The organism is Lysinibacillus sp. RU7 (assembly GCF_057837305.1).
This window is the reverse complement of sequence record NZ_JBYQFK010000030.1, coordinates 25456-47835: the sequence shown is the minus strand read 5'-3', so window position 1 is coordinate 47835 and position 22380 is coordinate 25456. Positions and strand designations below refer to the sequence as shown.

19 protein-coding genes and 2 pseudogenes are annotated in these 22380 nt (G+C 36.1%); 7 read left to right on the top strand and 14 right to left on the bottom strand.

Going from position 1 to position 22380, the window contains the following annotated elements; translation table 11 throughout:
• Positions 1 to 101: 101 nt before the first annotated feature.
• Together AC3II9_RS18200 and AC3II9_RS18195 are read right to left on the bottom strand one after the other, a co-directional pair.
• Positions 102 to 911 carry an alpha/beta fold hydrolase gene (locus tag AC3II9_RS18200; RefSeq protein WP_489157717.1) on the bottom strand — a complete coding sequence of 270 codons (810 nt, stop codon included), beginning with the start codon at positions 909 to 911 and terminating at the stop codon, positions 102 to 104.
• A gap of 54 nt (positions 912 to 965) precedes the next feature.
• On the bottom strand, positions 966 to 2045 hold the full coding sequence (locus AC3II9_RS18195; RefSeq protein ID WP_489157714.1) for a saccharopine dehydrogenase NADP-binding domain-containing protein: 1080 nt from the start codon (positions 2043 to 2045) through the stop codon (positions 966 to 968).
• A 173-nt stretch (positions 2046 to 2218) separates the two neighbouring features.
• On the opposite strand from AC3II9_RS18195, the gene AC3II9_RS18190 reads away from it, so the two are divergent.
• Positions 2219 to 3115: a DUF2268 domain-containing putative Zn-dependent protease gene (locus AC3II9_RS18190; RefSeq protein WP_489157712.1), complete on the top strand. Its 897-nt coding sequence runs from the start codon at positions 2219 to 2221 to the stop codon at positions 3113 to 3115.
• A 213-nt stretch (positions 3116 to 3328) separates the two neighbouring features.
• On the opposite strand, the gene AC3II9_RS18185 is transcribed toward AC3II9_RS18190, so the two are convergent.
• The 8 genes and pseudogenes from AC3II9_RS18185 to AC3II9_RS18150 form a co-directional block, all read right to left on the bottom strand.
• Entirely contained in the window at positions 3329 to 4225 is an 897-nt protein-coding gene (locus tag AC3II9_RS18185; RefSeq protein WP_489157710.1) for a tetratricopeptide repeat protein, read from the bottom strand.
• A 920-nt stretch (positions 4226 to 5145) separates the two neighbouring features.
• The gene (locus AC3II9_RS18180; protein WP_489157708.1) at positions 5146 to 5553 is read right to left on the bottom strand and encodes a hypothetical protein; all 408 of its coding nucleotides are present in this window, start codon (positions 5551 to 5553) and stop codon (positions 5146 to 5148) included.
• Positions 5554 to 5655: 102 nt separating this feature from the next.
• A pseudogene (locus tag AC3II9_RS18175) lies at positions 5656 to 5895 on the bottom strand (nucleotidyltransferase family protein); the annotation flags it as partial.
• A 302-nt stretch (positions 5896 to 6197) separates the two neighbouring features.
• Complete coding sequence (locus tag AC3II9_RS18170) at positions 6198 to 6944, bottom strand: nucleoside-diphosphate sugar epimerase (protein WP_489157706.1); 747 nt, start codon at positions 6942 to 6944, stop codon at positions 6198 to 6200.
• On the bottom strand, positions 6945 to 10700 hold the full coding sequence (locus AC3II9_RS18165; RefSeq protein ID WP_489157705.1) for an AAA domain-containing protein: 3756 nt from the start codon (positions 10698 to 10700) through the stop codon (positions 6945 to 6947). It lies immediately after the preceding gene.
• Between the two features lie 197 nt (positions 10701 to 10897).
• The gene (locus AC3II9_RS18160; protein ID WP_489157703.1) at positions 10898 to 11323 is read right to left on the bottom strand and encodes an acyl-CoA thioesterase; all 426 of its coding nucleotides are present in this window, start codon (positions 11321 to 11323) and stop codon (positions 10898 to 10900) included.
• 73 nt (positions 11324 to 11396) lie between these two features.
• Entirely contained in the window at positions 11397 to 12644 is a 1248-nt protein-coding gene (locus AC3II9_RS18155; RefSeq protein WP_489157702.1) for a M48 family metallopeptidase, read from the bottom strand.
• Positions 12644 to 13255, bottom strand: a complete 612-nt coding sequence (locus tag AC3II9_RS18150) for a DedA family protein (RefSeq protein ID WP_489157700.1) — start codon at positions 13253 to 13255, stop codon at positions 12644 to 12646. The genes AC3II9_RS18155 and AC3II9_RS18150 overlap by 1 nt, the downstream gene beginning before the upstream one ends.
• 217 nt (positions 13256 to 13472) lie before the next feature.
• On the opposite strand from AC3II9_RS18150, the gene AC3II9_RS18145 reads away from it, so the two are divergent.
• Both AC3II9_RS18145 and AC3II9_RS18140 read left to right on the top strand, forming a co-directional pair.
• The gene (locus tag AC3II9_RS18145) at positions 13473 to 13793 is read left to right on the top strand and encodes an ArsR/SmtB family transcription factor (protein WP_489157698.1); all 321 of its coding nucleotides are present in this window, start codon (positions 13473 to 13475) and stop codon (positions 13791 to 13793) included.
• Positions 13794 to 13805: 12 nt separating this feature from the next.
• Positions 13806 to 14759 carry a cation diffusion facilitator family transporter gene (locus tag AC3II9_RS18140; protein ID WP_489157697.1) on the top strand — a complete coding sequence of 318 codons (954 nt, stop codon included), beginning with the start codon at positions 13806 to 13808 and terminating at the stop codon, positions 14757 to 14759.
• A 183-nt stretch (positions 14760 to 14942) separates the two neighbouring features.
• Here the strand turns inward: AC3II9_RS18140 and AC3II9_RS18135 are convergent, their stop codons facing one another.
• The 3 genes from AC3II9_RS18135 to AC3II9_RS18125 form a co-directional block, all read right to left on the bottom strand.
• Positions 14943 to 15335: an MmcQ/YjbR family DNA-binding protein gene (locus AC3II9_RS18135; RefSeq protein WP_489157695.1), complete on the bottom strand. Its 393-nt coding sequence runs from the start codon at positions 15333 to 15335 to the stop codon at positions 14943 to 14945.
• 132 nt (positions 15336 to 15467) lie between these two features.
• Positions 15468 to 16181: a transglutaminase-like domain-containing protein gene (locus AC3II9_RS18130; RefSeq protein ID WP_489157693.1), complete on the bottom strand. Its 714-nt coding sequence runs from the start codon at positions 16179 to 16181 to the stop codon at positions 15468 to 15470.
• Positions 16182 to 16218: 37 nt separating this feature from the next.
• The gene (locus tag AC3II9_RS18125) at positions 16219 to 16995 is read right to left on the bottom strand and encodes a helix-turn-helix domain-containing protein (RefSeq protein WP_489157691.1); all 777 of its coding nucleotides are present in this window, start codon (positions 16993 to 16995) and stop codon (positions 16219 to 16221) included.
• Positions 16996 to 17248: 253 nt separating this feature from the next.
• Between AC3II9_RS18125 and AC3II9_RS18120 the strand changes: the two are divergent.
• Both AC3II9_RS18120 and AC3II9_RS18115 read left to right on the top strand, forming a co-directional pair.
• A pseudogene (locus AC3II9_RS18120) lies at positions 17249 to 17365 on the top strand (IS1595 family transposase); the annotation flags it as partial.
• 73 nt (positions 17366 to 17438) lie between these two features.
• A complete protein-coding gene (locus AC3II9_RS18115; RefSeq protein ID WP_489157689.1) occupies positions 17439 to 18041 on the top strand; it encodes a hypothetical protein in 603 nt (200 codons plus the stop codon).
• Positions 18042 to 18184: 143 nt separating this feature from the next.
• Here the strand turns inward: AC3II9_RS18115 and AC3II9_RS18110 are convergent, their stop codons facing one another.
• Positions 18185 to 19654 (bottom strand): amidase, encoded by a 1470-nt coding sequence (locus AC3II9_RS18110; protein WP_489157687.1) that lies wholly within the window; start codon positions 19652 to 19654, stop codon positions 18185 to 18187.
• Positions 19655 to 19801: 147 nt separating this feature from the next.
• Here AC3II9_RS18110 and AC3II9_RS18105 point away from each other — a divergent pair, with 147 nt between their 5' ends.
• Together AC3II9_RS18105 and AC3II9_RS18100 are read left to right on the top strand one after the other, a co-directional pair.
• The gene (locus tag AC3II9_RS18105; RefSeq protein ID WP_489157685.1) at positions 19802 to 20530 is read left to right on the top strand and encodes a response regulator transcription factor; all 729 of its coding nucleotides are present in this window, start codon (positions 19802 to 19804) and stop codon (positions 20528 to 20530) included.
• A gap of 899 nt (positions 20531 to 21429) precedes the next feature.
• Positions 21430 to 22149 (top strand): VCBS repeat-containing protein, encoded by a 720-nt coding sequence (locus tag AC3II9_RS18100; RefSeq protein ID WP_489157683.1) that lies wholly within the window; start codon positions 21430 to 21432, stop codon positions 22147 to 22149.
• Positions 22150 to 22380 lie beyond the last annotated feature (231 nt).

Below are 22380 nucleotides of genomic sequence, written 5' to 3'. Positions count from 1 at the left end.
GTAATTTTTATTTAAAAATTCAAAATTAATACATAATTAGAGTTCGATTGGGAAATGATTTTATTTTTCTGAAACTTTATTGATTATTCAAACGTACAGTACTATTTAAGTATGTCAGTGGGAACATCTAATTTCAGCATAAAGTTCCGAACTAAATGGTTAAATACTTCTGGCTGGCAAAGGTTACTCGGATCGAAAGAATTCTCAATTATCGCTATTTCTGCATTAGGCATACAACTAGCTACTTGCATCATCATTTGTATACCCAAAGTTGTATAATCCCCCACTAGACATAGAACAGGCACGTTTATAGCATTTAACTCTTTCGTAAAATTCACTTTATTAACGGCTTTTCTTTGAATCTTTGTCTCCTTCGTTCGCATATTTAAAATAATATGATGCATCTCCTCACTAGCTAGTGGCCAATGCTTATAAGAGGACTTTGTCAAATTAGCGATCCACTTTTTAGGCATATGTAAAACCCAAGTTTGATAGGCTCCTACCATCGCAAATAATTTTTGAATGGAATTGATAGAAGTATCACAAAAACTATCAACTATAATTAGTCCCCTTACCACTTTAGGATGAGCAATCGCTAATTTTTGTATTAAAACACCTCCATAAGAAACTCCTACAAACAGTGCATTTTTTATATGTAAATAGTGTAAAAGCTGTTTGATATCATCAGCTTGTTTCGATAACACACCTTGTATATTCGTTTCAAGCTTTCCGGATTTCCCATTGCCTCTTAAATCAATTAGGATAATTTTAAAGAACGGTTTAAAATACTCTACTTGCGGCTTATACATCGAACAAGAGGCACCTAAGCCATGAATAAAAACAAGCGGTTGCCCTTCCCCATAAACTTCATAATAAATTTCTACTCCATCTGTCATTTTTAAATAAGGCATATTTAACTTCTCCCTCTTGATTTATAATGAAGCTTATTTTCTGTCTTCGTTTCATTAATTGAAATAGATTATTTTCTTCTCCAATGCTATTTCCTCACAATCCATAATCGACAAAATTTCATCTAGATTTGTCATTTCAAAAGGGAATAAAACTCCTTTCAAATTTTTCTCAGAAGCAATTTTAGCTAGTGCAGCCGTAACCATTGCTGTGACATGATAATCTGAAAAAACAGATAATGCTAAGGTTTTAATACACTTTTGACCGCCTACTATTCCTTTCACCTCTACTGTGAGAAAAGCATGTTCAGGTTTATTTGGATTATGTTTAACAACTGTCGAAAGAATTTTCTTTTGCTTCATATTAAGTATAAAATCAATGAGATGAAATTGTTTTAAACTAGAGATGACTCTATTAAAAGCATTATGATTCCATGCCGTCCAATAACGAATATTGCGAATGCCTAATTTCATTTCTATAAATAACTTTTCCGGATGTTCAATAAGTCTCACTTCCTTTTGTTTAAATGAAGGCAGAAATTCCATCCTTCTTTTTTCGGTAAAACCTGCTAATCTCTTATCATTTTCTTTTGTAGTTATATCTTGGTTTACTAAGGTAAGCATATCTAATATACCGGTTACTCCTGCTTTTGCATTTGTATTTTGGAGAAAGCCAATATTCACGGCTGAAATCTGATCAAAATCAGAAACTGCTTTTTTAATTAGTAAGCCCGATAAACCCGGAATAAACCCCGCCATGACAATGGACCCTATTTGTTGATCTCTTGCCACTTCATTCAATAAACTTACTTTATGTACGAAATCACCAAACACCGTTACATCAATACAAAAGACCTTCTGTTCAATACATACCTTTTGAATAATCGGTGTTGTTTGCTTCGTCGCAACAATGATGATATCTACCTCTTGCAGTGCCTGTTCAACACTCTCTTTATGATAAATATCTAAATATTGAAAACGAACACCACTACCAAGCGTTGTAGCTATTCCTTTTCCCCTATTCATGTTGTAATCACTTACGACTAAGTGAATGGTATTGCCAAAAATCCGAAGTAGCTCCGTGCATATTAACTTCCCAAGAACACCTGAACTTCCTACAACCATTACCCTTTTCACGTTAATCCTCCTTCTCACTTCAGATAACTAGAAGTACTACAGTTATTTTGAATGCACTATTGCCTTCTTATCTATATACGAACTAAATTTCCAATTGTTTCAATAAAATGGATATCTTATTGACTTTTACGTTGCGTCATCCCCTATAGTTACCTTTAAAGGAGTGAGTAGCAATGAAAATAATAATTGAGAATACACTGGAACAATATGAAAGGTTATTTACGCTACATAACGAAAGAGAAAACTATTTTCGATATACTATGATGAAACCCTTTGAAGAGATGTGGAATATAATTAATGTTCCTTTAACTTCAAAGTACCCAGATGGCTACGATGTTATTATGGCTACAGAAATGCTTGGATACCTTAATGTATGGGAAACAGAAATAGGAACTGAAGCACTAGCACACTTAAAAAAAGCTCAAGCTATACAGACGGTACATGATGCTTTACGGCGTTGTTTGGATTTTATGAGCGTAAACAATCTAACGCTAAATACGGATGAATTAAAATTTGGTCTGTATATAGCCAATCCAAAGAAACTCCAATTACAAAAAGGATATACTGGTTTTGGAGGAATTCCAGGATTTATTCAAGTCATTCTATTTCCTAATACCTACACCATTTCTAAACTTCCAGCTGTCATTGCGCATGAATTTCACCATAATATTCGTTTTTCTTATTTCGATTGGGATCATGGCAACATTACAGTTGGTGATTATTTAATCATTGAGGGATTAGCGGAATCCTTTGCAAAAGAACTTTATGGAGAAGAACTTTTAGGTCCTTGGGTTAGTGATTTTGATAAGGAAGACTTGGCTTATTCAACGGAAGTGATAAAAGAGGCTTTACATGTAAAGGGGTTTGCTGAAGTTAGCAGTTATATGTTTGGCGATACGATTGCGAAAGAACAAGGATATCAACCTGTTGGCTTATCACCATTTGCAGGCTATGCAGTTGGATATCAAGCTGTGCAGTCCTTTATGAAAATTAATCATGTAGGAATAAAAGAAGCTACTTTACTAAGTGCAAATGAAATCCTAGCCAATTGCGGGCTTTTTTCTAGATAAATGTTCCATCAATGAAAATTGAGATACCATTTATATGTAGCACACTTCATTATATAAAGATGTGCATGCAGGGCATCGTCCGCGCTTCGCTACAGCATACATAAGAAACACGACATTTTACACTTATGTATGTTGCAGCGTTACGTCCAATAAGTCGCATCTAAATACATAAAACCTTTAAAGGAAGTGATGTATTTAAATCCTATTCACTTATCACAAATTATAAAAAGCATGGCCATGCCGCACACAACCAAATAAGTAGCAACCACCTTCAACGTAAACATCGATTTCAAATGGTGGTTTGAACCCTAATTTCAATTTTGCAGGAAAATGTTCGAATTGTTGATGCAGTTCTTTTAACTCTTGAATTCGCTCTTGCCGTTCTTCCTCAATCCAATCGTCTTCCCTTTGTATTTCTTCAATATACTGTTCAATCTGTTTCAACGATTTCTTTTGGATGTCTAAAAGTTTTTCTTCTTGCGCTAATTGATACAACACATAACTATAACGATTGATTACATAGTGTGATGATACACTAATTATATCTAATTCTTTTTCGAACAAGTTTTTAGCTATCAGCAATTCACCAAGTTCTATCCATAAATCAGCTGCTTCACTCCAACCCATAAAATCGTCTTGCTCTTCATCCCACTGAAGCAATAAATCTTTTGCCCTGTCATCCCCTGCTCGAATGTGACAGTAAACCTCAATCATTTGCTCATAGCTTGACGGCTTAGCAATTTCTCTAAAATAGTCAGCGGCCATTTTCCATTGCTTTCTTTTGACATGTAGCACACCTAGATTATGAACGACCGATGGAAGTCGACCCATTTCGATCACTTTATATAATAAAGCTTCAGCTCTTAATAAATCATTTTTCTTCAAATATATTTCTGCCAGTAGCGCATATGGAAAAGGATGATGTGGTTCCATTTCCATAACTTCCTCTAATAATTTTTGCCCTAAATTCAAATCCTCTTCCTCGTTTACATACATCCAGGCTAAATTATGTAAATTTTCGACCGAACGCTCTTGCTCAACTAATTGTTTAATTCGTTGAAAAGCTTGATCATACTGATTTCCTTCAAAATAAGCTAATGCTTGTTTCATATATTCCTCTCTCCTCTCAGCACAAGTCTCATAACGAATTGTAGACAAAAAATTTAGAAAGGCAGTTTAAAATTAGCTTTGAACGAGGATTATTTCGTCCATCTGCTTTTTTCCCCATACACCTTCAAAATCATCTTAGGGACGCATTCATAGGACAAGTTTACGAAACGTGGTGCCACCCTATTTCATTATGTACATCACTATACATAACCTTATTCAGTACAACCATATTGATTTATACCGTTGCTCTATAACGTAAGCTGACATTATACCACCACTATTGTAGATCCGACACACCACTCCAAGCCTTGCTTCAATAATAGCGCCCTTGCTTTCATCTCACCAAGCTCTCTAAAAAGGAACCAGCTATTATCTACTCTTCTCTTCATTATGTTTAGAAAATTTTAACAGTACAAGATGGATACTTCAATACTAAAGTGCATTTCACTGTTTCCAAACATTAAATTAAGTAGTACTGCAGCTTGATATAAAAGTTTGAATAAAAATTAAACATGATTTCATTACAGAAGAAATACTCTTTTATTTTTTATCACTAATTTTGACCAAATTTTATGCCATTGTTTTTCTTTCATGCTACTTCTATAAATTTTGTATAATTCCATATGTTAATGAAATTTTGGTGTAAGCCTTACTATATGAGGTAGCGTCAGGAAAATGGGGATGTACAACGCTAAGAAATATACGCAATTTTATGAACACTAAACAGTAAGTCGATATCGAGGTATCTAGTGTTTAAGCTTCCTGCATAAAAAGCGGGATAAATAATGCCCATAGGGAAAGCCATGAAACGTTCATATCACAACATTCATGGCTTTTTTGTGTGTTTCCAAACTTTCATTTGGGAACGTTATTTCAGCTACATATGTATATTTATTCTTCATATTTTTTCAAAGAATAAGCTACTCATCTGTGTGTGAATCCATAAGCTTTCCTGTCTTTAAATCATAAATTTTATAATCCATTGCCCACATACGGTCTTTGGTCACTGTAACCTCACAGTAATACGGAATTGATTTGCCATAAGCATCAAGTTCAGGAATCTCATTGAAAGTAAATTGTTCGTCTGTATGAAGCATATTGAAAGTTGAATCAGAAGAACGACCAGATGAAGATATTTCTATCGTACATTTACCATTAACAACATCAAAGTCTTTCGTTATTACATATTTTAAACTTGGAACAGTCATCCATAAAAGGAGAAGCCCAATTAGAAAACTGCTCAGCATTTTCATAATCGGCCAAAACGTAATTTCACTCGTTCTATACATACGAATAAAAAAAATCGCACTGCCTATAACTGATAACACACCTAAACTAAATAAAAAATAATAAATAAAAACAATAACCCCCTCCCTACAAGAAGTACTATATTTACGTTAATTCAATTATAAAAGTTTCAAAAGTCATTCTTATAACCTTCCCAAACCCTCGTTTTGGGATATTTCTTTGCTTACCGTTGTAAATCCGCATAAATCTGACGGGATGTCTATATGATGAAATACATCATGAAGGCCATATGGATCCATAATAAGTAATTCCTTATTTTGAATTTTTACAGCTAGGGCAGTTGATGTTTCTGGAAAATTAGCCACTCCATCATAAGAAGAAAGGTAGACAGAGACATCATTTTTGATATGCATATGTGCTTGATTTTTTACCGACTAAGGCTGATTTGGGATTAACGCTTCCAGCTTGTTCTCTAAAAACTTTTCTGCTTCTAAAGATGTATCATATCAGTCATAATAATCCTTGCCTAAGTTTAAATAACAAGAAAAAATTCCCCATATTCCTTTAGGTTAACTAAATTATTATATATAAAAGTTGTGGCATACCTCTTCAAATCGGACCACCTAGTTTTACATAAAAGCTAGGGAATATACTCTGTTACATTAAACAAACAAAAGAACTGTCTCCATTTTGGAAAACAGTTCTTTTCATCCTCTTATGCTTCTTACAAATAACGTTCTTTCCACATCGCCCGCTCATTGGCATGTAATACGTCTTCTAGTTGCTTGTCCCATTCATTTGTTAGCGTATTATAAACACGCGCATACAATGCATCCTCCGATTCATTGTGTAAAATAAAGGCTAGGCATGGTACATCATTAATTTGAATTTCTTCACTCGATAGGATAGATGTAACGTATGTGTTCAGTTCTTCTTCCGCTTCTTGCTGCTCGGTTAGAAGCTCAATCATTTGTTGTTCATCTAGTTGTCCTACTTCCATATTAGCTGCATACGATAATTCGTCTGGGAATTCATCAAAATCTAGAACGGCCTCAATATCCCCAGGCAAAAAGCTTTCATGAAGCGGACTGTATTGCAATACATCACTTACCGCATCAAGCTCTTCCTCATAAACGCCCTCTGCTAATTGCTTTTCGCCTTTCGGAGTTAACTGTAACGTCGTGTCTTTTTCAACAAGACCTGTCTTTATCATTTTATTTAATAAATCGTTAATAAAAAGCGGCTCGACAAGCAGCACATCCGCTACTGTTTCCCCGTCTTGAAAGACACCCGTTTGAAAAGATAGTAGCATCATTTTCATTAAAATATCCATCGGCTTTTTTAAGACGGGATGATACGTTACTTTAAACGTATGAACTGGAATACAGAAGCGCATGTCATGGACAATTTTCGCTCCGTCCATTTGTGTAAGCTGAGAGGCTAACTGCTTTTGTAATGTGGTCAGTTCCATTTAGTGAACCTCCTTAAATGCACGGTAGCCGTCTTGTGTTTTGACTGTTTCAAGTACATGACTGTACATATCACGTACTTCTCGTCTTTTTGGTTTTTGTGCAAACATTTCCGTGCTGCCAATGAGTGCGAGTAATTCACGTGCCCTTGAAAGTGCAACATTTAGGCGACGATAATCTTTGGCAAAACCAATTTCCCCGTTGCCCCCGTTATTTCGTACCATTGACACTAAAATCACGTCCATTTCCATCCCTTGGAACTTATCGACTGAACCTGTACGGATATGGAGATGCGGCACACTAATTTCCTGTTCGATTAGGCGATTAATACGCTTCACTTGCTCTGCATAAAAGCTAATAACACCAACCGATTTCAAAGCATCTTGCTCTAGCTTGCCTGCTGCTTTTGCTTTTTCCGTTGCATCATTCATATCAAGAAGAAGGTCTTTAATGATCGCGAGTTCTGCTTCATTAAATAAACTTGCTCCCTCCTGCATACGTTGCTCGAAATAAGGCTTTTCATTTGGCACATCAAACCAAAGTAAATGATGGTTACGATTGAAATGCATTGTTTCAAGCTGATGATCTCTTAGTGCATCAGAATCAGCTAAGCCGCATTGCAATTCATCACTTTCATTTTTATAAAATGGTGCGATTGTTTGCATAATGTTTTCATGCATACGGTACTGAATAGCAAGCATTGTTTTATTCGCTTTTGGTAAGTTTTTATATAGACGCTCAAATAGCGATTCTTCTAGCAGTTTTTCAAGCTCTCGTTTTTCTTCAAATGTATCGCTTTCTTTTAATACTTGTTCCAGCGTTTCTTCAAATGTTTCATCGCCAATTAACGGTGGTAGCTGATGGTGATCCCCTACTAAAATGATTTTTGCTCCTTTTAGCATTGGGAGTAGTAGCTCTGGTGGCGTCGCTTTCGATACTTCATCAATGATGACCACATCAAATGTTGGGTAGTTATCCATAAACTCACGATTAGCTGAAGCTACACATGTTGTCCCAATCACATTCGCATGCTTCACATACAGCTTACGAATTTCATCTAAGTCATGCTCGTTCGCTGATGCCAGCATCTGTTGCCACTGCTTTTGCAAGTTTTGTGTAACAGGAAGAAGTGCAATACGCTCCTCCAGTTTTGCTATTTGAGCTGTGCATGTAACAAGCGCTTGTTCAACATTCGCTAATGCTTGTTCAGGGTTTTGCTTAATGAGTAGCTCCAGTTCTTGTCTTTCTTTTTCAAGGGTGAGTCCTGTATGATTGACGTCTTTTAATGTAGCCACTGTTTCTGCTAATAATTTTTCTCCGCTTTGTAGCTCTTGCTGGACAATGTGAAGCGCTTCTTGCTTTTGTGCTTTGGCAGATGTAATTTCTGCCATGCTAGCAAGTAAATTCGTTGCTTCTTTTTTTGTTTTGTCTGCTTCAATACGCATTGTACGTAATGTTTCTACTGGGCGCGCCTCTTGCACTGGTAGTGACTCGATATGCATCGATGTAACGGTTAACTTTCCTTTTAATCGTTGAATTTGATCTTGCAGTGATTGAATGACACCTTCATTTGCGCCTTGCTGTTCTTGTAAGGCGGCAATGAGTCCTTCTTTTAAACGTTCAAAAATAATGACCGTGTCACTGATTAAAGCACTATAATGATGCATTTGCTCATCGATGTATGCTTTTCGTAAATGTAGCCCTTGAATAGAACGGGTCCCATTTGTCGTGTTAATTTTCTTCTCCACAAATGCTTTACTGAGCTTGGATAAAAAATCACTTACTTCTCCAATAGAGTATGTGTGATTCGGTGGGAGTGGCAAGTGATTGACATGAATACCGAGTGTCGTTTCACTATAAACAATCGCTTTATCGAGGCGTGCAGCGATATCTTTAATACCTTTATATTTTTCGAGTTGTTGCTGACGTTCACCGAGAGACATGAGAAGTCGATCCAATACGAAGCTACGACGAAGACCGCGCTCCTCCATATAGCGTTCGACTTCATACACTTTCTTTAATGCCGTAATTTCTTGTGCCTGTGCTTCAATAGCAGATATGCCGCCTGTTAAGTGCTGCAGTTTTTGTTCGGAAGCGGTAAGTTGTGTACGTACCTCTGCTTGCTCTGCTAATAATTCCGCTAATTCCAGCTCTACAGATGCTTCATCGAACAATTTCGTTGCCTCTTCTAAACGCTTTTGCATGACATCTTCTGTATCAAATTGGGATAAATCTTCATCTAACTTAGCGATGTCCGCTTCATAGCCGGCAATATTAGCACGAAGCTTTTCCAGTGCCGCCTCTGTTTCCTCTCGCTCTTTTTTCAATGAACTTAGCTGCTTTTTTAAGGCGGTAATCGATTGCTCTATTTCAGCAAGCTGCTCTTGTGCCTGTTGCTTCTTTTCAATTTGCTCTTCTAGCTCCGCTTTTTGCGTTGTCAGTGTCTCAATTTTCTGCTTCGTTTCAGCAATTTCTTGATTTAATTGCTGCTCTTTTGAAGCATGATGCTCTACTTCATTTGTAATCGTTTCATACGTTTGTGTTTTCCAATAGGCTGAAACATTTTCTTCGATGAATTTTTTCCCTTCTTCTTCGATTGATTCTGTTCGACCATAACGAAGAATACGGATATCTTTGTTTGAAAGTAAACGACTTAACGCATTATCTACGGCTAAGTTGGACTGAGAGGCAACAAGCGTTTTTAAGCCTGCTTTGGCATTTTGATAACAAATTTCAGAAATAACCGTTGTTTTCCCTGTGCCTGGAGGACCTTGAATAACATATAAATCTTCCGCACTCATGGCTCCGACAACAGCCGCTTGTTGGAATTCATTTAATGAATTATGAAATTGTAATTCGACGTCTTGGCGGCGCTCTGCGATAACCGGTTTATCTTCAAATAAGATATTTTCTAAGTTCGCATTCGCTGCAAGTCCTTCTTTCAATCGCTCAAAGCCGCGCAGCAAGCGTTGTAATTGTGCTTTTGTCGCTGCATTACTAAATTCGATTTTATTCGATTCAAAATGAAGCTCGTTTTTTCGTGCACGACGCGCCATATCCGGTTTTAACTCAATTTCTACGGTACGATCACCACGATTGACTTTCACAACGTCTCCTAAATCTACGTGATAGCCGCGTACGCGAGAACTTAAACCTTTCAATTGCTTCCACTGCTTAGCATCGATTCCCGATAACTGCATGACAACATGTGAAAACTCGGCATTAAAACGGGGACTTGAAAAGTTCGCTTCAATGTCTTCAATTTCTGCGTTTTTATTTAAAACCTTTAAATACCCTTCCCAGCTCGTAATGCGCTTATTAATATAATCATATCGCTCTTTAGAGAACGGCAGATTGGCAAGCGATGTAATAAACTTATCCGGATATGTATGACCATTAATCCGTGTTGGTACAAAATGAACTAACATCCGTTCACGTCGATTCGTCGCAACTGGCGTACCAATACCACGTGTCCGGAAGCTTTTCGCTACTAAACCGCTTTTCATATCAAATAAGCAATCCATAATACAAACGCGCTCTGGGAATTTCTTTGCAAGCCCTTTATTGATTTGGGGGTCAAAATAAAGCGTTAAGGAAAGCTGTGTACCATCCGTTTCAAGTTTTTCAACGAACACAACAAACGCTTTTTGTAAATTAAAAAAGGCGTGTTCATCTTGAACATGCTGCTTAATCGCTTCACGTGCTGTATTTGTCAGTACGATATGTAAACGCAATTTCTCAGTTGCTACTGTCTGCATCTGAACACCCTTTCCTTCATTCGTTCAAAAATAGTCACAAACTTAATTATACCAACAATTTAAATACCTTGAAAGTGAAAAAGGAGCCATCTAAGTACGGAATCTTTACGACCACCGCCACAATAATATTTCTTAGTATCTATTGATTAAAAAGGGGGTATCCAGAACGTGAAAACGTTCCAAACACCCCCTTTCCCCTATTCAACTATTCGCGCTTCTTGCTTATATTTCTCATCCCACGCCTCGTCGATTTTACGAAGCGCTACAGGACGGAATGTATCTTTTCGAATAATCGTATGCTGACTCGTAGCTGTTACGGCCACTGAGCCATCTTCATGTAAAATTTCATAGCCATATGTAGTACGCAATTTACCATGCGATTCAATCCAAGTACGGACTGTAGCAACCTGACCGTAACGCATCGCTTTTTTATATTGAAGAGATATATCTAATACCGGGGAAACATAGCCAGAACGCTCTAATTCGGCATAATTAAACCCTAAATCCTTGACGATTTGTGTACGTCCAAGCTCACACCAAATAATATAACTTGCATGGTGGACTACCCCCATCTGATCCGTCTCTGCATAGCGGACTTCTACTTGCTTTTCTGATATAAACATTTCATTCACCTCTTTGCTATTATAGCATAATAAAAATAACCAAGTCCCACCGCAGAGGACATGGTTATTCTCCTTATTGTTCCATTAAATTATAAATCCGGTCCACTAGCGGTGGATGTGTATAGCGGAACCATTTTACAAGTAGCGGCGGGTTTACCTCACTAAGTCCCGCTCTCGCTAAAGCTTGAAATGAAGAAATAGCTGCTTCTTCATCTTCTATTAATGCTAACGCATAATTGTCTGATTGTATTTCGTGATGACGGCTCACCGCGTTATCTAGCGGATTCGTTGCAAAAAACAACATCGATGAAAGGATTAAATACAACGGTAAGGAATGAAGGCTTTCCATACGCTTAATATTTAAAATGGCTCCGTACTTCGCAATAATTCGAGGCATCCATTTAGCGATTAGCCAATACAAGATGAACGTAATACCAAAATAATAAAGTAAATTTTTGTATATATCCTTATGTACATAATGTGCCATCTCATGTGCCATGACAAATAGTACCTCTTCTTCAGATAATTGCTGCAGCGTTGTATCCCATAATACAATTCGCGTATTCGAGCCAATCCCATTGACATACGCATTCATCGCGGTTGTTTCATCCGCCATTTCCACTTCGTATACATGATCTGCTGGAATATTTGCTTGCTCTGCCAGTGCCAGTATTTTCTCCTCCAGCTGTTTATCCTCTATCGCAGTAAAATCGTTATAGAGGGGGTCAATGATTTGTGGTTGTATAAATGCGTAGAACAGCGTAATCGGAATTTGGACTGCCCATACATACACCCACCAACGCTGTTTTGCTTGGCGAATAAAGAAATATAAAATACTGACAAAGATGAGTGATGTGATAAATTCCAAACCAAAGTTCATCGCATATTGTGTCAGCCATTGTTGAAAAGGTTGTGTACTCACCCCATAGCTCTTGGCAAAAAAATAAGCACAATAATTAATGGGCAACAACAATAAAAACGTTACGACCGATAGCAACAATACGTATAAGGCGTTTCTTACAATCGTCCATTTTGACTTTAAACTCCACTTTTCGAGTAGTTTGGATAGACCTGTTATTAAAATAAAAAGATAAATTAGCCATTCAAATGGTGTTTTAATAAAGTATAAAAAATTTCTGATTTTCGAGTAGCTCTCACTTAAATATAGTTCACGTCCTGTCATATAAGTACTTGGATCTGCTGCAGTTCCTTTTAATACGTCTGGTATACTGTTATTACTACTGTAAAAAATATAAAAATACATCGCAACGGCATAAACACCAAATAATAAAATGATGCGTAAACCCCATTTAGCTTTCATCAAATCTCCTTTTGTCTTTTATTCAAACGAAGCATGGAATAAATAATAAAAATGCCTACGGGGATTAAGAGATAATATTTGTATTGATCAAATGTCGTAACAATACTTGACCAATTATCCCCCGCCCATGCACCCAACATAATTAATACCGTATTCCAAATCAATGTACCAAGTGCTGTATAATGAATAAAAAGTAAGAACGGCATCCGGGCAATCCCAGCCGGAATCGAAATTAAACTACGAATAATCGGTATAAACCGACAGAGGAACACCGTTGCAAATCCATGCTTTTGAAACCATACAGCGGCCGAATCAATATCTTGCGGACGAAGTCGAAGAAGCCATCCGACCTTCCCTGCTAACAATCGTTTTAAAGTCGATAATTGTACTAACTTACCAATACTATAAAGGCAAATCGCCCCTGCTACCGAGCCAATCGTAGAAGCCATAATGACACCGGGTACAGTCATGGTAGTTCGAATAGCCATAAAACCACCGAATGTTAAAATGAACTCAGAAGGAATAGGTGGAAATATATTTTCTAATGCCACCAATAAAGCAATCCCAATATATCCCCATTCACTCATAATGCCTTCAATCCAATTTTCCATTAATTTGCTCTCTCACTTCTTTCCTTTTTCATTATGCTTCACTATATGTACAAGTGTCAGCTGTTATTTAAATTATTGATGAAAAGCTTTTGTACAGAAATAAATAAAACCACTGTATTTTCGAAAAAGTTTGACTTTATTACATACTACGCATTATATTTATATATGAACAATTAATCATATAAGCATATATTAATATAAAAGGATGTGTATTGTTATGAATAATGAACAATTGGAAACAACTGTAAGAGATTTAGATGAGGAAGTATTATTTTTAGTTTCACAAACGTTTAAAGCTTTAGGAGATCCGACACGTATTCGTATTTTACATTTATTATCTAAGCAAGAATATGCCGTACATGAGATTGGAGAACACCTCAATCTTAAGCAATCTACCGTTTCACACCAGCTGCGATTTTTAAAAAACATGCGATTAGTGAAGTTTCGTCGAGAAGGAACGACGATTTATTACACACAGGACGATGAGCACGTAATGGCCGTTTTACAACAAATGATTGAGCATGCCAAACATATGTAGGAGGTTTTAATTATGGGACACCATCATGATGGTCATGGTCATGACCATACACACGGAGCAAATAAAAAAACTTTGCTCATTGCTTTTATTATCATTGCAGGCTATATGATTGTCGAAGTCATTGGCGGATTACTTACGAATAGTTTAGCGCTATTATCCGATGCCGGTCATATGTTAAGCGACGCGATCTCCCTTGCTATTGGTATTCTTGCCTTTTCCCTCGGAGAGAAAGCCGCAAATAATCAAAAAACATATGGCTATAAACGATTTGAAATTTTGGCTGCTGTTTTTAATGGCATTACTTTAATTGCTATCGCCCTTTTCATCTTCTACGAAGCAATCGGGCGCTTTGCCAATCCGCCAGAAGTGGCTTCAACAGGCATGTTATACATTGCGAGTATCGGATTACTTGTAAATATTGTGGTTGCTTGGATTTTAATGCGCGGGGGCGATACAAAGGACAATTTGAATATGCGAGCTGCCTTTTTACACGTGATTAGTGATATGCTCGGCTCGGTCGGCGCTATTATTGCCGCGCTTCTTATTCTCTTTTTCGATTGGGGTTGGGCTGATCCATTAGCGAGTATCATTGTCGCTGGTTTAGTGTTAGTGAGTGGCTTCCGTGTCACAAAAGATGCCGTCCATGTCTTAATGGAAGGTACACCGTCGAATGTAAATATCGATGAAATTATCCGTACATTCCGTGAAACAGAAGGTATACTTGACCTGCATGACCTTCACATCTGGTCCATTACAAGTGGACAAAATGCATTATCTTGCCATGCCGTCGTTCAAGACACACTAACTATAAAAGAAAGCCAACTTATACTTCAAACATTAGAGCATCAACTGCAACATTTATCGATACATCATGTCACTATCCAACTGGAACCAGCCTCACACAAGCATGAAAATACACTTTTATGTAATTTCAATACGCAGCACGAACATCATCATGCGCATTAGATTTTCATTCATATCATTTTTCTAAAATGAAGCTATTCTAAAATTAAAGGAAAAAATAAAAACCAAAGAACACCTTTAGGTTCGTGTTCCTTGGTTTTTGTATGTATGATAGTTAGCAAGGTTTTTTTATATACCATAGTTGTTATGAAGACTTATAAAATAAAATCGCTTAAAATATGATCTTCAATCTACATTTTGTTGATGCTCTTCCTTTAAAGAAGATTGCACTTTTTTTGGTAATTTCTCAAAAACTAATTGGTACGATAGATCAATCATTCTTTTTAATTCATCATTAGATAGTTCATCCGTTTCCAGATTAATGGAGTTCCAGTGCTTTTTATTAGCATAATAACCAGCACTTACATCATGATACACTGTACGTAAAATCTCATTCTCCTCAGGAATGCCTTTTACAGTAAGAACATATCGATTATTTTTGTTTCCTATAAGTCCAAATTGTTTTCCTTGTAAATCAAAATAATAACAGCCCCAATCCTCTCTAAAATAGGCTTTTGCTCCACTTTTTGAATTAGCATATTCAATCAGATGCACTAATCGCATATTCTCTTTTTCCATTCTATTCCCCTCTCATGAAATCATCTCGTACTTAGCATCCTACCCGAAAAATAAACATACGTTCCCTTTTGAGTATAAGGGAACGCTCGCAAAACATTCAAATATTAGTTGCTTTTAAATAACTTTATTCCCTTAATTTGTAGATGGAGTATTTCTTATACGCTCTAATCGTCTATTTATTCTTTTACGTAAAAAGTTAAACAGCACTCTTTTGACAAAGCTCTTTGTATTGTTGTATCGCTGAAAAAATTCATCAGGGCTTGTAAAAATTCCAAGCTTATCTGTAATAGAGAAACTTTGAATATACGTACTCTGGCCTTTAAAGCATAGATTAATCTCCTCTTTTTGCTCTACTGCAATACCGTAACCAATATAGCCATTATTGACACAGCTCAGCCTATCCTTTACTTGTTGTAAGTACCGATCATCGATAATAACCCCTTCCAACGCCAACCACTGTTCTTCAACATATACTTCTGTCCAAGCATGGACAATTTTCTCTGGTGCAAAGAAATAAGCTAAACCTGTTAATGCCCCTTTTTGCATTTTTTTATCAATGTAAAACCCTTGAATCCGACAAGGAATATGAACTGCTCGTAACAGTGCCATAAGCAGTGTACTTTTTGTGTTACATTGTCCATATCCATCTTGGAGCACCTGTGATGCCGATATATCATCACTGCTGTTATAGCCAAACTTAATGTCATTTCTCACAAAATCATAAATCTGTGCAATCTTTTCTTTTTCCGATAAATTGTGCCACTTTCGCTGTTCCACTATTTGCTGAATATCAGGATGCTGAAAGTCTAACATCGGAGTCTCTTTTAAAAATTCATTCAATTCCATCACCCTTTCTACTTTTACTATAAAGGGTGATTCAGCCTCATACTTTCAAATAGATGCTATCTTTTTTAATCGCACTAGGAGTCATGCCTAATTTTTCTTTCGCACTCCTTGTAAAATGCGACGAACTATTAAACCCCGCTTCAATCGCTGCATCTGTCATACTTGAACCACTAAATATGAGTTGAAATGCTCTTTTTATCTTTTCATGCAATAAATAACTCGTTAAAGAAATGCCCATTTCCTGTTTAAATAAATGTGACAATCGACTTTCCGATAAATAGATATAACGACTTAGCCTCTTTATCTCCACTTCCTCAAGAGCTGTACCTTTAATATACTCAAGCACTTGTTGAATACGTGGATCAATCATCGATTGTGATGTCACTACTTGAATAGCCAACGCTTGTTTTAAATGATGCAAAAATGAATCGTACTGTTGATAATTATGTACAGCTTTTATGCGATGAATGGTTGTTAACAGCTCCTGATGCATCTGCTGAAAAATATAAACACCATTCGTGTCATTTAATTTTTGTCGTAAATTCTCACCAAAAATAGACTCTGGATTCACTAATAAATACAGTTGCCAACCATTCGTCCCGTGCAATTTATGCGCTTTATTCGAATCGATAATCGCTCCTATGGTATGGAACACTTGATTTTCTACTTCAAGTGTAAAAGGCTCATCCAACGCAAGTGTTACTTGTATATAATGATGCTGATGAAAATCAGCTTCTATTTTATTCGTAAGAAAACTAATATGATCTTGAAGGAAAAATAATATCAATTTTTTCTGTAGCATATCTTGATCCATTCTCTTATTTCACTCCCGTTTTTCAATCCTTCTATGTTACATTCGATTCGACATTAGTAAATACCTTTCTCTAACATGGTAGTGCTATCCCCTGCTTCTTAGTAAACATCACTCACACATTTTAAACAAAGGCTTTGTTAATATTTATTGTTGAAAATTGATTTACAAGAACTGATATTCTATGATTGATGTAACTATTTAAAGATTAGTAATGAACGTGAGAGCAACTGATATTCTAAAAGCCATTCAAAAAGAAAGTGTTCAACACCAGAGAAATGAAGTCACTTTGAAAGACTTGATTATTAAAGGAAATCTAATACAAAATACAGAAACATATCATACATTTAGGTTATCTAAGTTCACGATATAAATTTTGTTACTTATTCAACTACAAAGCAGTTTTTACACTTTTGTAGCCTTATACGAAGCAAGGATGTGATTGGATGTTTCAAGATGGATTTCCAAACTATTTAAGAGATGATGTGACGACAGTGGTTGGAATGATTCCTCATAAAACTTATAATAATGTCACTAGCGGTGTGTCCGAGGATACTATTCAATATGTTCAAGATAATAAAGTGATTAGATTTCCTTATCGTACCTACTACATTGATATTGCAGATGAAGTGAAAGAAAATTTAAGTCAACGACAAAAAATGATTTTGCATTGTATGTATTCAAGAAGTTGTGACGGGTTTGTTCGCCAAAAGCATATTTATTCATTGCTTCAGATGGATTATGAAGACTGGGCTATTCCTTATATCGTAAAAATATGTGATGAATATGTAGTAGAAATAGTAGAGATGACTTATGATATTTTAAAAGAGCAGGATACCGAACGGATTAAAAGATTTTGTCTTGAAAATATTGTTTCGTTTTGCAAAAGCTATAATAGAATGATTAGCTATTGGAACGAGTTTTACCGCTATAAATACACTAATTTTCAAAAATATATTGGCAGGAAGTTATTTAGAGATTGTTTTGGTTACTCTAAATCAATGGAACGTAGAGCAAAGGAGATTTGTGAAACATCTCACTTAAAGTAACGGAGTGCGTTAATTGAATAAAAATAGAAATTCTATTTTTTTACGCTTCATCAACATTGAAATTTAACAGAGCCTAAACAAAAGGCAGCCTCGGAAAATGATCTATTTCCCGAAGCTGCCTTAAAATTAATCCTCATTCTAACTTAAACCGTTGTTACATTTTGGTTGATAGGCTTGCTCACATGAATGTTTGGTATGCGATCTTTCCACGGTACCGCTTCCTCTAGTTGCTTGCCTAATTGTAGTAAAGTTAACTCATCTGCAAATTTCCCTGTAAATTGTAAACCGATTGGTAAGCCTGTTTTACTCATAGCGATCGGTAATGACAATGAAGGCTGCCCTGTTGCATTAAATAAATTCGTAAATGGTGCATACGTGAAAATTTGCTCTGTCCATTCTACAGCATCAATCGATGGATTATTCGCATTTAGCTCACCAATTTTCGCTGGTAATGTAGCAATCGTTGGGCTTAATAAGACGTCATAATCTTCAAAGAATGTCGCAACTTGACGAGATACACCCGCATTGACTGCTGTTGCCTCTAATAACTCACTCGCCTTTAACTCACGACCATACTCATAACATTTCCAAATAGCTGATTCAATGTATTCTGGTGAAGGCTTCAAGCCACTACTAGCTGCTGCCCCTTGAATCATCATATAAATATTCGCTGTCCAAATGTTCACTGTTGCCTTTGCAAAAGCAGCTTGTTCATACTTCGGTCTTGCCTCTACAACCTCATGTCCTAATTCTTTTAATAATTGGACTGTTTTATGAACCGCTTCTACACATTCTGGATCCACCGGTACACCCGAATTTGGTTCAGTTGTCCAAGCAATTTTTAACGGTCTTACCTGTGTTTGAATTAAGTTACTGTAAGGAGCATGGTTCATTTCTAATTTTGAATAACTGCCGATATCTGGCCCCGCTACTTGATCAAGTAGTGCAGCTGTATCACGAATGGATTTTGTAACAGCAAATTCGATTGCAATTCCATTTAATAATTCACTATTGAACGGTCCTTCTGGAATGCGTCCACGTGTCGGCTTTAAGCCTACTAATCCACTACAGGAAGCTGGGATACGAATAGATCCACCCCCATCATTTGCATGGGCAATTGGTACAATCCCACTAGCAACCGCTGCCGCCGATCCGCCACTAGATCCACCTGGGCTAAAATTCGGATCCCATGGATTTCGTGTTGGTCCATAAACAACCGCTTCCGTTGCTGCATTATAGCCGAACTCTGGTGTTGTCGTTGTACCTGACAACACCAATCCTGCTTTTTTGAACCGCTTCATTAGTTCACTATCCACAGGTACTACTGTGTTTTCTGCAATACGGCTCCCCATGCTGTGAGGAACCCCTTCTGCATGTAATACTAATTCCTTAATCAAAAATGGTACACCGGCAAAAGGTTGTGTTTCATCTAAATTCGTAATGGCATGATCTGCTTGCTCTTCAAGAACACTCACTACCGCATTAATCGCTGGATTGACTTTTTCTATCCCTTGAATCGCTAATTGTACAAGCTCTTTTGGTGTCACCTGTTTGTTTTTTACTAATTCAGCTAGTCCCAATCCATCATATGAAGCATACTCCTGTAAATTCATGTAACCACTCCTTCATTTCATGTATGAAAACCACTCACTTCCTACACTCAGTTTAAATACAGAAAATAAAAAAAGATATTACCCAAAAGGATAATATTTATTTTAAGAGAATATAGAATACATAAAAGAGAAAAAGTGGTGATTTATGTGTTTGCAAAAAACGAGTATGAAAGTATTTTGAAAACGATTTACCAAATCTCGAATATAAATTTATCTCAAAGCAACGAAGGTTTTAAATACGCTGTATTACAGTTATTCAGCCAGAACTTGCATTTCCATCATACGCTCTTTTGGGAAGTATCAGACGAGCATTTGCATGATACACCCGTACTATACAATATGGACCAACATACTATACAAAATTACTTATCTACGTATCAATACTATGACCCTTTACACCCTACGAATATTCAAAAGCAACAATCCATTCAATTAATGCATGAAAATCATGATTGTCCTCCAAAGCATATGGAATACTACAAAAAATATTTTCTAAAGGCAAATGCCTATGATGACGAAATGGTCATGTATATAAAAAAGGATCAGGAATCCGTCGCAGCAATTGGCCTACTCAGAAAAAATCATGAGCCACGTTTTAATCAAAAGGACATGTTAACATTACTCTATTTAAAACAGACGATTGAAAATCAGTATTTGCTACACCAATATACTAAGCCTAAAAGTACCATTCATGTTACGGACCGAGAGGAAGAAATTTTAGCGTATATTTGTAGGGGCTATAAAAATATCGATATTGCCAAACAACTATTCGTCAGTGAAAATACGGTGAAGAAACATCTTCAAAACTTATATCGTAAGTTTCAAGTTACAACCCGTACTGAGCTTGCTATTTCTTATTTGCAATGTAAAAGATGAACGCATCTATAATAAAGTGGCAGGTACCTATATTTCCTTATAAGACAGATCAATTCTTAGATCAGGCTATCTCATACCAGATGTTAAACAACAAAAAATTATTTAATTTACAATACGGTTGTTAAAAAATGCGAATGATTCTATTCAACAATGAGGCTAGGTTGTTGAGGATGGCGTTTACCATTGATAATGGAGAACCGTATCATAAGTAAATGAGGTTATTTTATATAAAAACGACTATTGAAATAATTAGATATGGTTCCTGTAAAAAAAAGCTGAAATATACATGAGTAACAGAATGTAAAAGGCCACTTGCTAAGCAAGTGGCTGATTCGACGTAGTGGCCAACTTTAGGAATTAAGTGTAAGTGAAACTACATCTCTATCTTCGCTTTAACAGGCTCGCCAATCAGCGAATTTTCTTAAGGTTATCCCAATTTGGTAAATTTATTCACCCCTTACTTCTTACCTATTTACTGTTGGTTTTAATATATTCTTTATAGGCTGATGGGTAAATTAGATAAAAATACTTCAAATCTCGAGAAAAACGAAATTTACTATCGAACCATCTTCTCTTAATAAGGACATTAATTTAAAACACCCTTTTAATTCCTCATCTGAACCTACTAGATAATCTTGAATCATGGTAACCGTACAAGAAAAAGAATTGTATTTCTTCATTTTTCCCCCTCCTTTATGTTGAATAATAAACGTAATTCATTCTTTAGGAAACTTCGAGAGCGGGGTACGTATAATATTCTAATGTTAATTCAGTTGGCTTTATAAATTTTAAGAAGCTGGTGATTAGATATTACTTAATGAAGGCTAGTTATAAAGAGCATTAATTCTTTAAGACGGTTAGAAAATGATAATGCAAATCCTCATAAAAAGGAGTTTATGATGTATAACTATTATTCTAGGACAACTATGAATCAGCCAAAGATTGTTTCGTTTGCTCGTGGTGATGTAACGGGGGATAGAGTGCTTGATAATGTTTATTTAACCGGAATAAAGACTCCAGCTAGTCCATTTACTCAAAATATAACTCTGCTCGTTCAAGATAGAGGAACTGGCACTGTTAAAAGTGTTACACTTCGAGAAAATGCTGGCTACAATCCTACTGTATTCTTGGGGGATTTTACTGGGAATGGAGTAGATGATATTTTAATAAGTATTGCTACAGGCGGTAGTGGTGGAATCATGTACCATTATATTTATTCCTTTGTGGGAAATACCGCACATTTACTGTTTGATTTCAATGTATATAATGAGCAATATCAATATGAGATTACTTATCAAGACTACTACAAAGTGGAAGTTGTCAGTAAAATCAATAATAAAAAGTACATGATAGATATTTCAACAAAAGGTGCTGAGTATTTAACTGAAATATATGATGAAAATGGTAAACTGAAAAGTCCTATTACAGGTTTTGTAAATCCTCTAAGTGGCTTATATCCTGTTGACTTTAATTCGGATAAAAAGTATGAGCTATTGGCTTATCAAAAAATCGCTGGAAGATATAATGCAGATTCTTTAGGGTATATTTTGAACACTTTAGGATGGTCGGATAATGGATTTGTTTTGCAAAATCAGAATGTAGCTATTTTGGGATATTAGGGCAACTTATCCAATGGTGTTTTAGAAACATGAGAATTCTATTATTTTATTAATAATTATTATCTAGGTAAAAATAAAAAGCTGATTTATATACATTCTATCCATAGTTATTTGTCCTTTTTAACCTTTTGGGTGTTTATTCATATACTGTTGAAGTTGCAGGATATAGGTGGAACGGTACATTCTGGACGTTCTATGGTTTTGATGAAAGATTTATTGAAACGGTTGCCT

Excerpts from the sequence above, each read along its gene's own strand:
- AC3II9_RS18110 (WP_489157687.1), bottom strand. The coding sequence starts at position 19,654 with ATGAATTTACAGGAGTATGCTTCATATGATGGATTGGGACTAGCTGAA.
- AC3II9_RS18190 (WP_489157712.1), top strand. The coding sequence starts at position 2,219 with ATGAAAATAATAATTGAGAATACACTGGAACAATATGAAAGGTTATTT.
- AC3II9_RS18145 (WP_489157698.1), top strand. The coding sequence starts at position 13,473 with ATGAATAATGAACAATTGGAAACAACTGTAAGAGATTTAGATGAGGAA.
- AC3II9_RS18200 (WP_489157717.1), bottom strand. The coding sequence starts at position 911 with ATGCCTTATTTAAAAATGACAGATGGAGTAGAAATTTATTATGAAGTT.
- AC3II9_RS18165 (WP_489157705.1), bottom strand. The coding sequence starts at position 10,700 with ATGCAGACAGTAGCAACTGAGAAATTGCGTTTACATATCGTACTGACA.
- AC3II9_RS18160 (WP_489157703.1), bottom strand. The coding sequence starts at position 11,323 with ATGTTTATATCAGAAAAGCAAGTAGAAGTCCGCTATGCAGAGACGGAT.
- AC3II9_RS18115 (WP_489157689.1), top strand. The coding sequence starts at position 17,439 with ATGTTTCAAGATGGATTTCCAAACTATTTAAGAGATGATGTGACGACA.
- AC3II9_RS18185 (WP_489157710.1), bottom strand. The coding sequence starts at position 4,225 with ATGAAACAAGCATTAGCTTATTTTGAAGGAAATCAGTATGATCAAGCT.
- AC3II9_RS18130 (WP_489157693.1), bottom strand. The coding sequence starts at position 16,181 with ATGGAATTGAATGAATTTTTAAAAGAGACTCCGATGTTAGACTTTCAG.
- AC3II9_RS18155 (WP_489157702.1), bottom strand. The coding sequence starts at position 12,644 with ATGAAAGCTAAATGGGGTTTACGCATCATTTTATTATTTGGTGTTTAT.
- AC3II9_RS18140 (WP_489157697.1), top strand. The coding sequence starts at position 13,806 with ATGGGACACCATCATGATGGTCATGGTCATGACCATACACACGGAGCA.
- AC3II9_RS18135 (WP_489157695.1), bottom strand. The coding sequence starts at position 15,335 with ATGGAAAAAGAGAATATGCGATTAGTGCATCTGATTGAATATGCTAAT.
- AC3II9_RS18100 (WP_489157683.1), top strand. The coding sequence starts at position 21,430 with ATGTATAACTATTATTCTAGGACAACTATGAATCAGCCAAAGATTGTT.
- AC3II9_RS18170 (WP_489157706.1), bottom strand. The coding sequence starts at position 6,944 with ATGGAACTGACCACATTACAAAAGCAGTTAGCCTCTCAGCTTACACAA.
- AC3II9_RS18150 (WP_489157700.1), bottom strand. The coding sequence starts at position 13,255 with ATGGAAAATTGGATTGAAGGCATTATGAGTGAATGGGGATATATTGGG.
- AC3II9_RS18125 (WP_489157691.1), bottom strand. The coding sequence starts at position 16,995 with ATGGATCAAGATATGCTACAGAAAAAATTGATATTATTTTTCCTTCAA.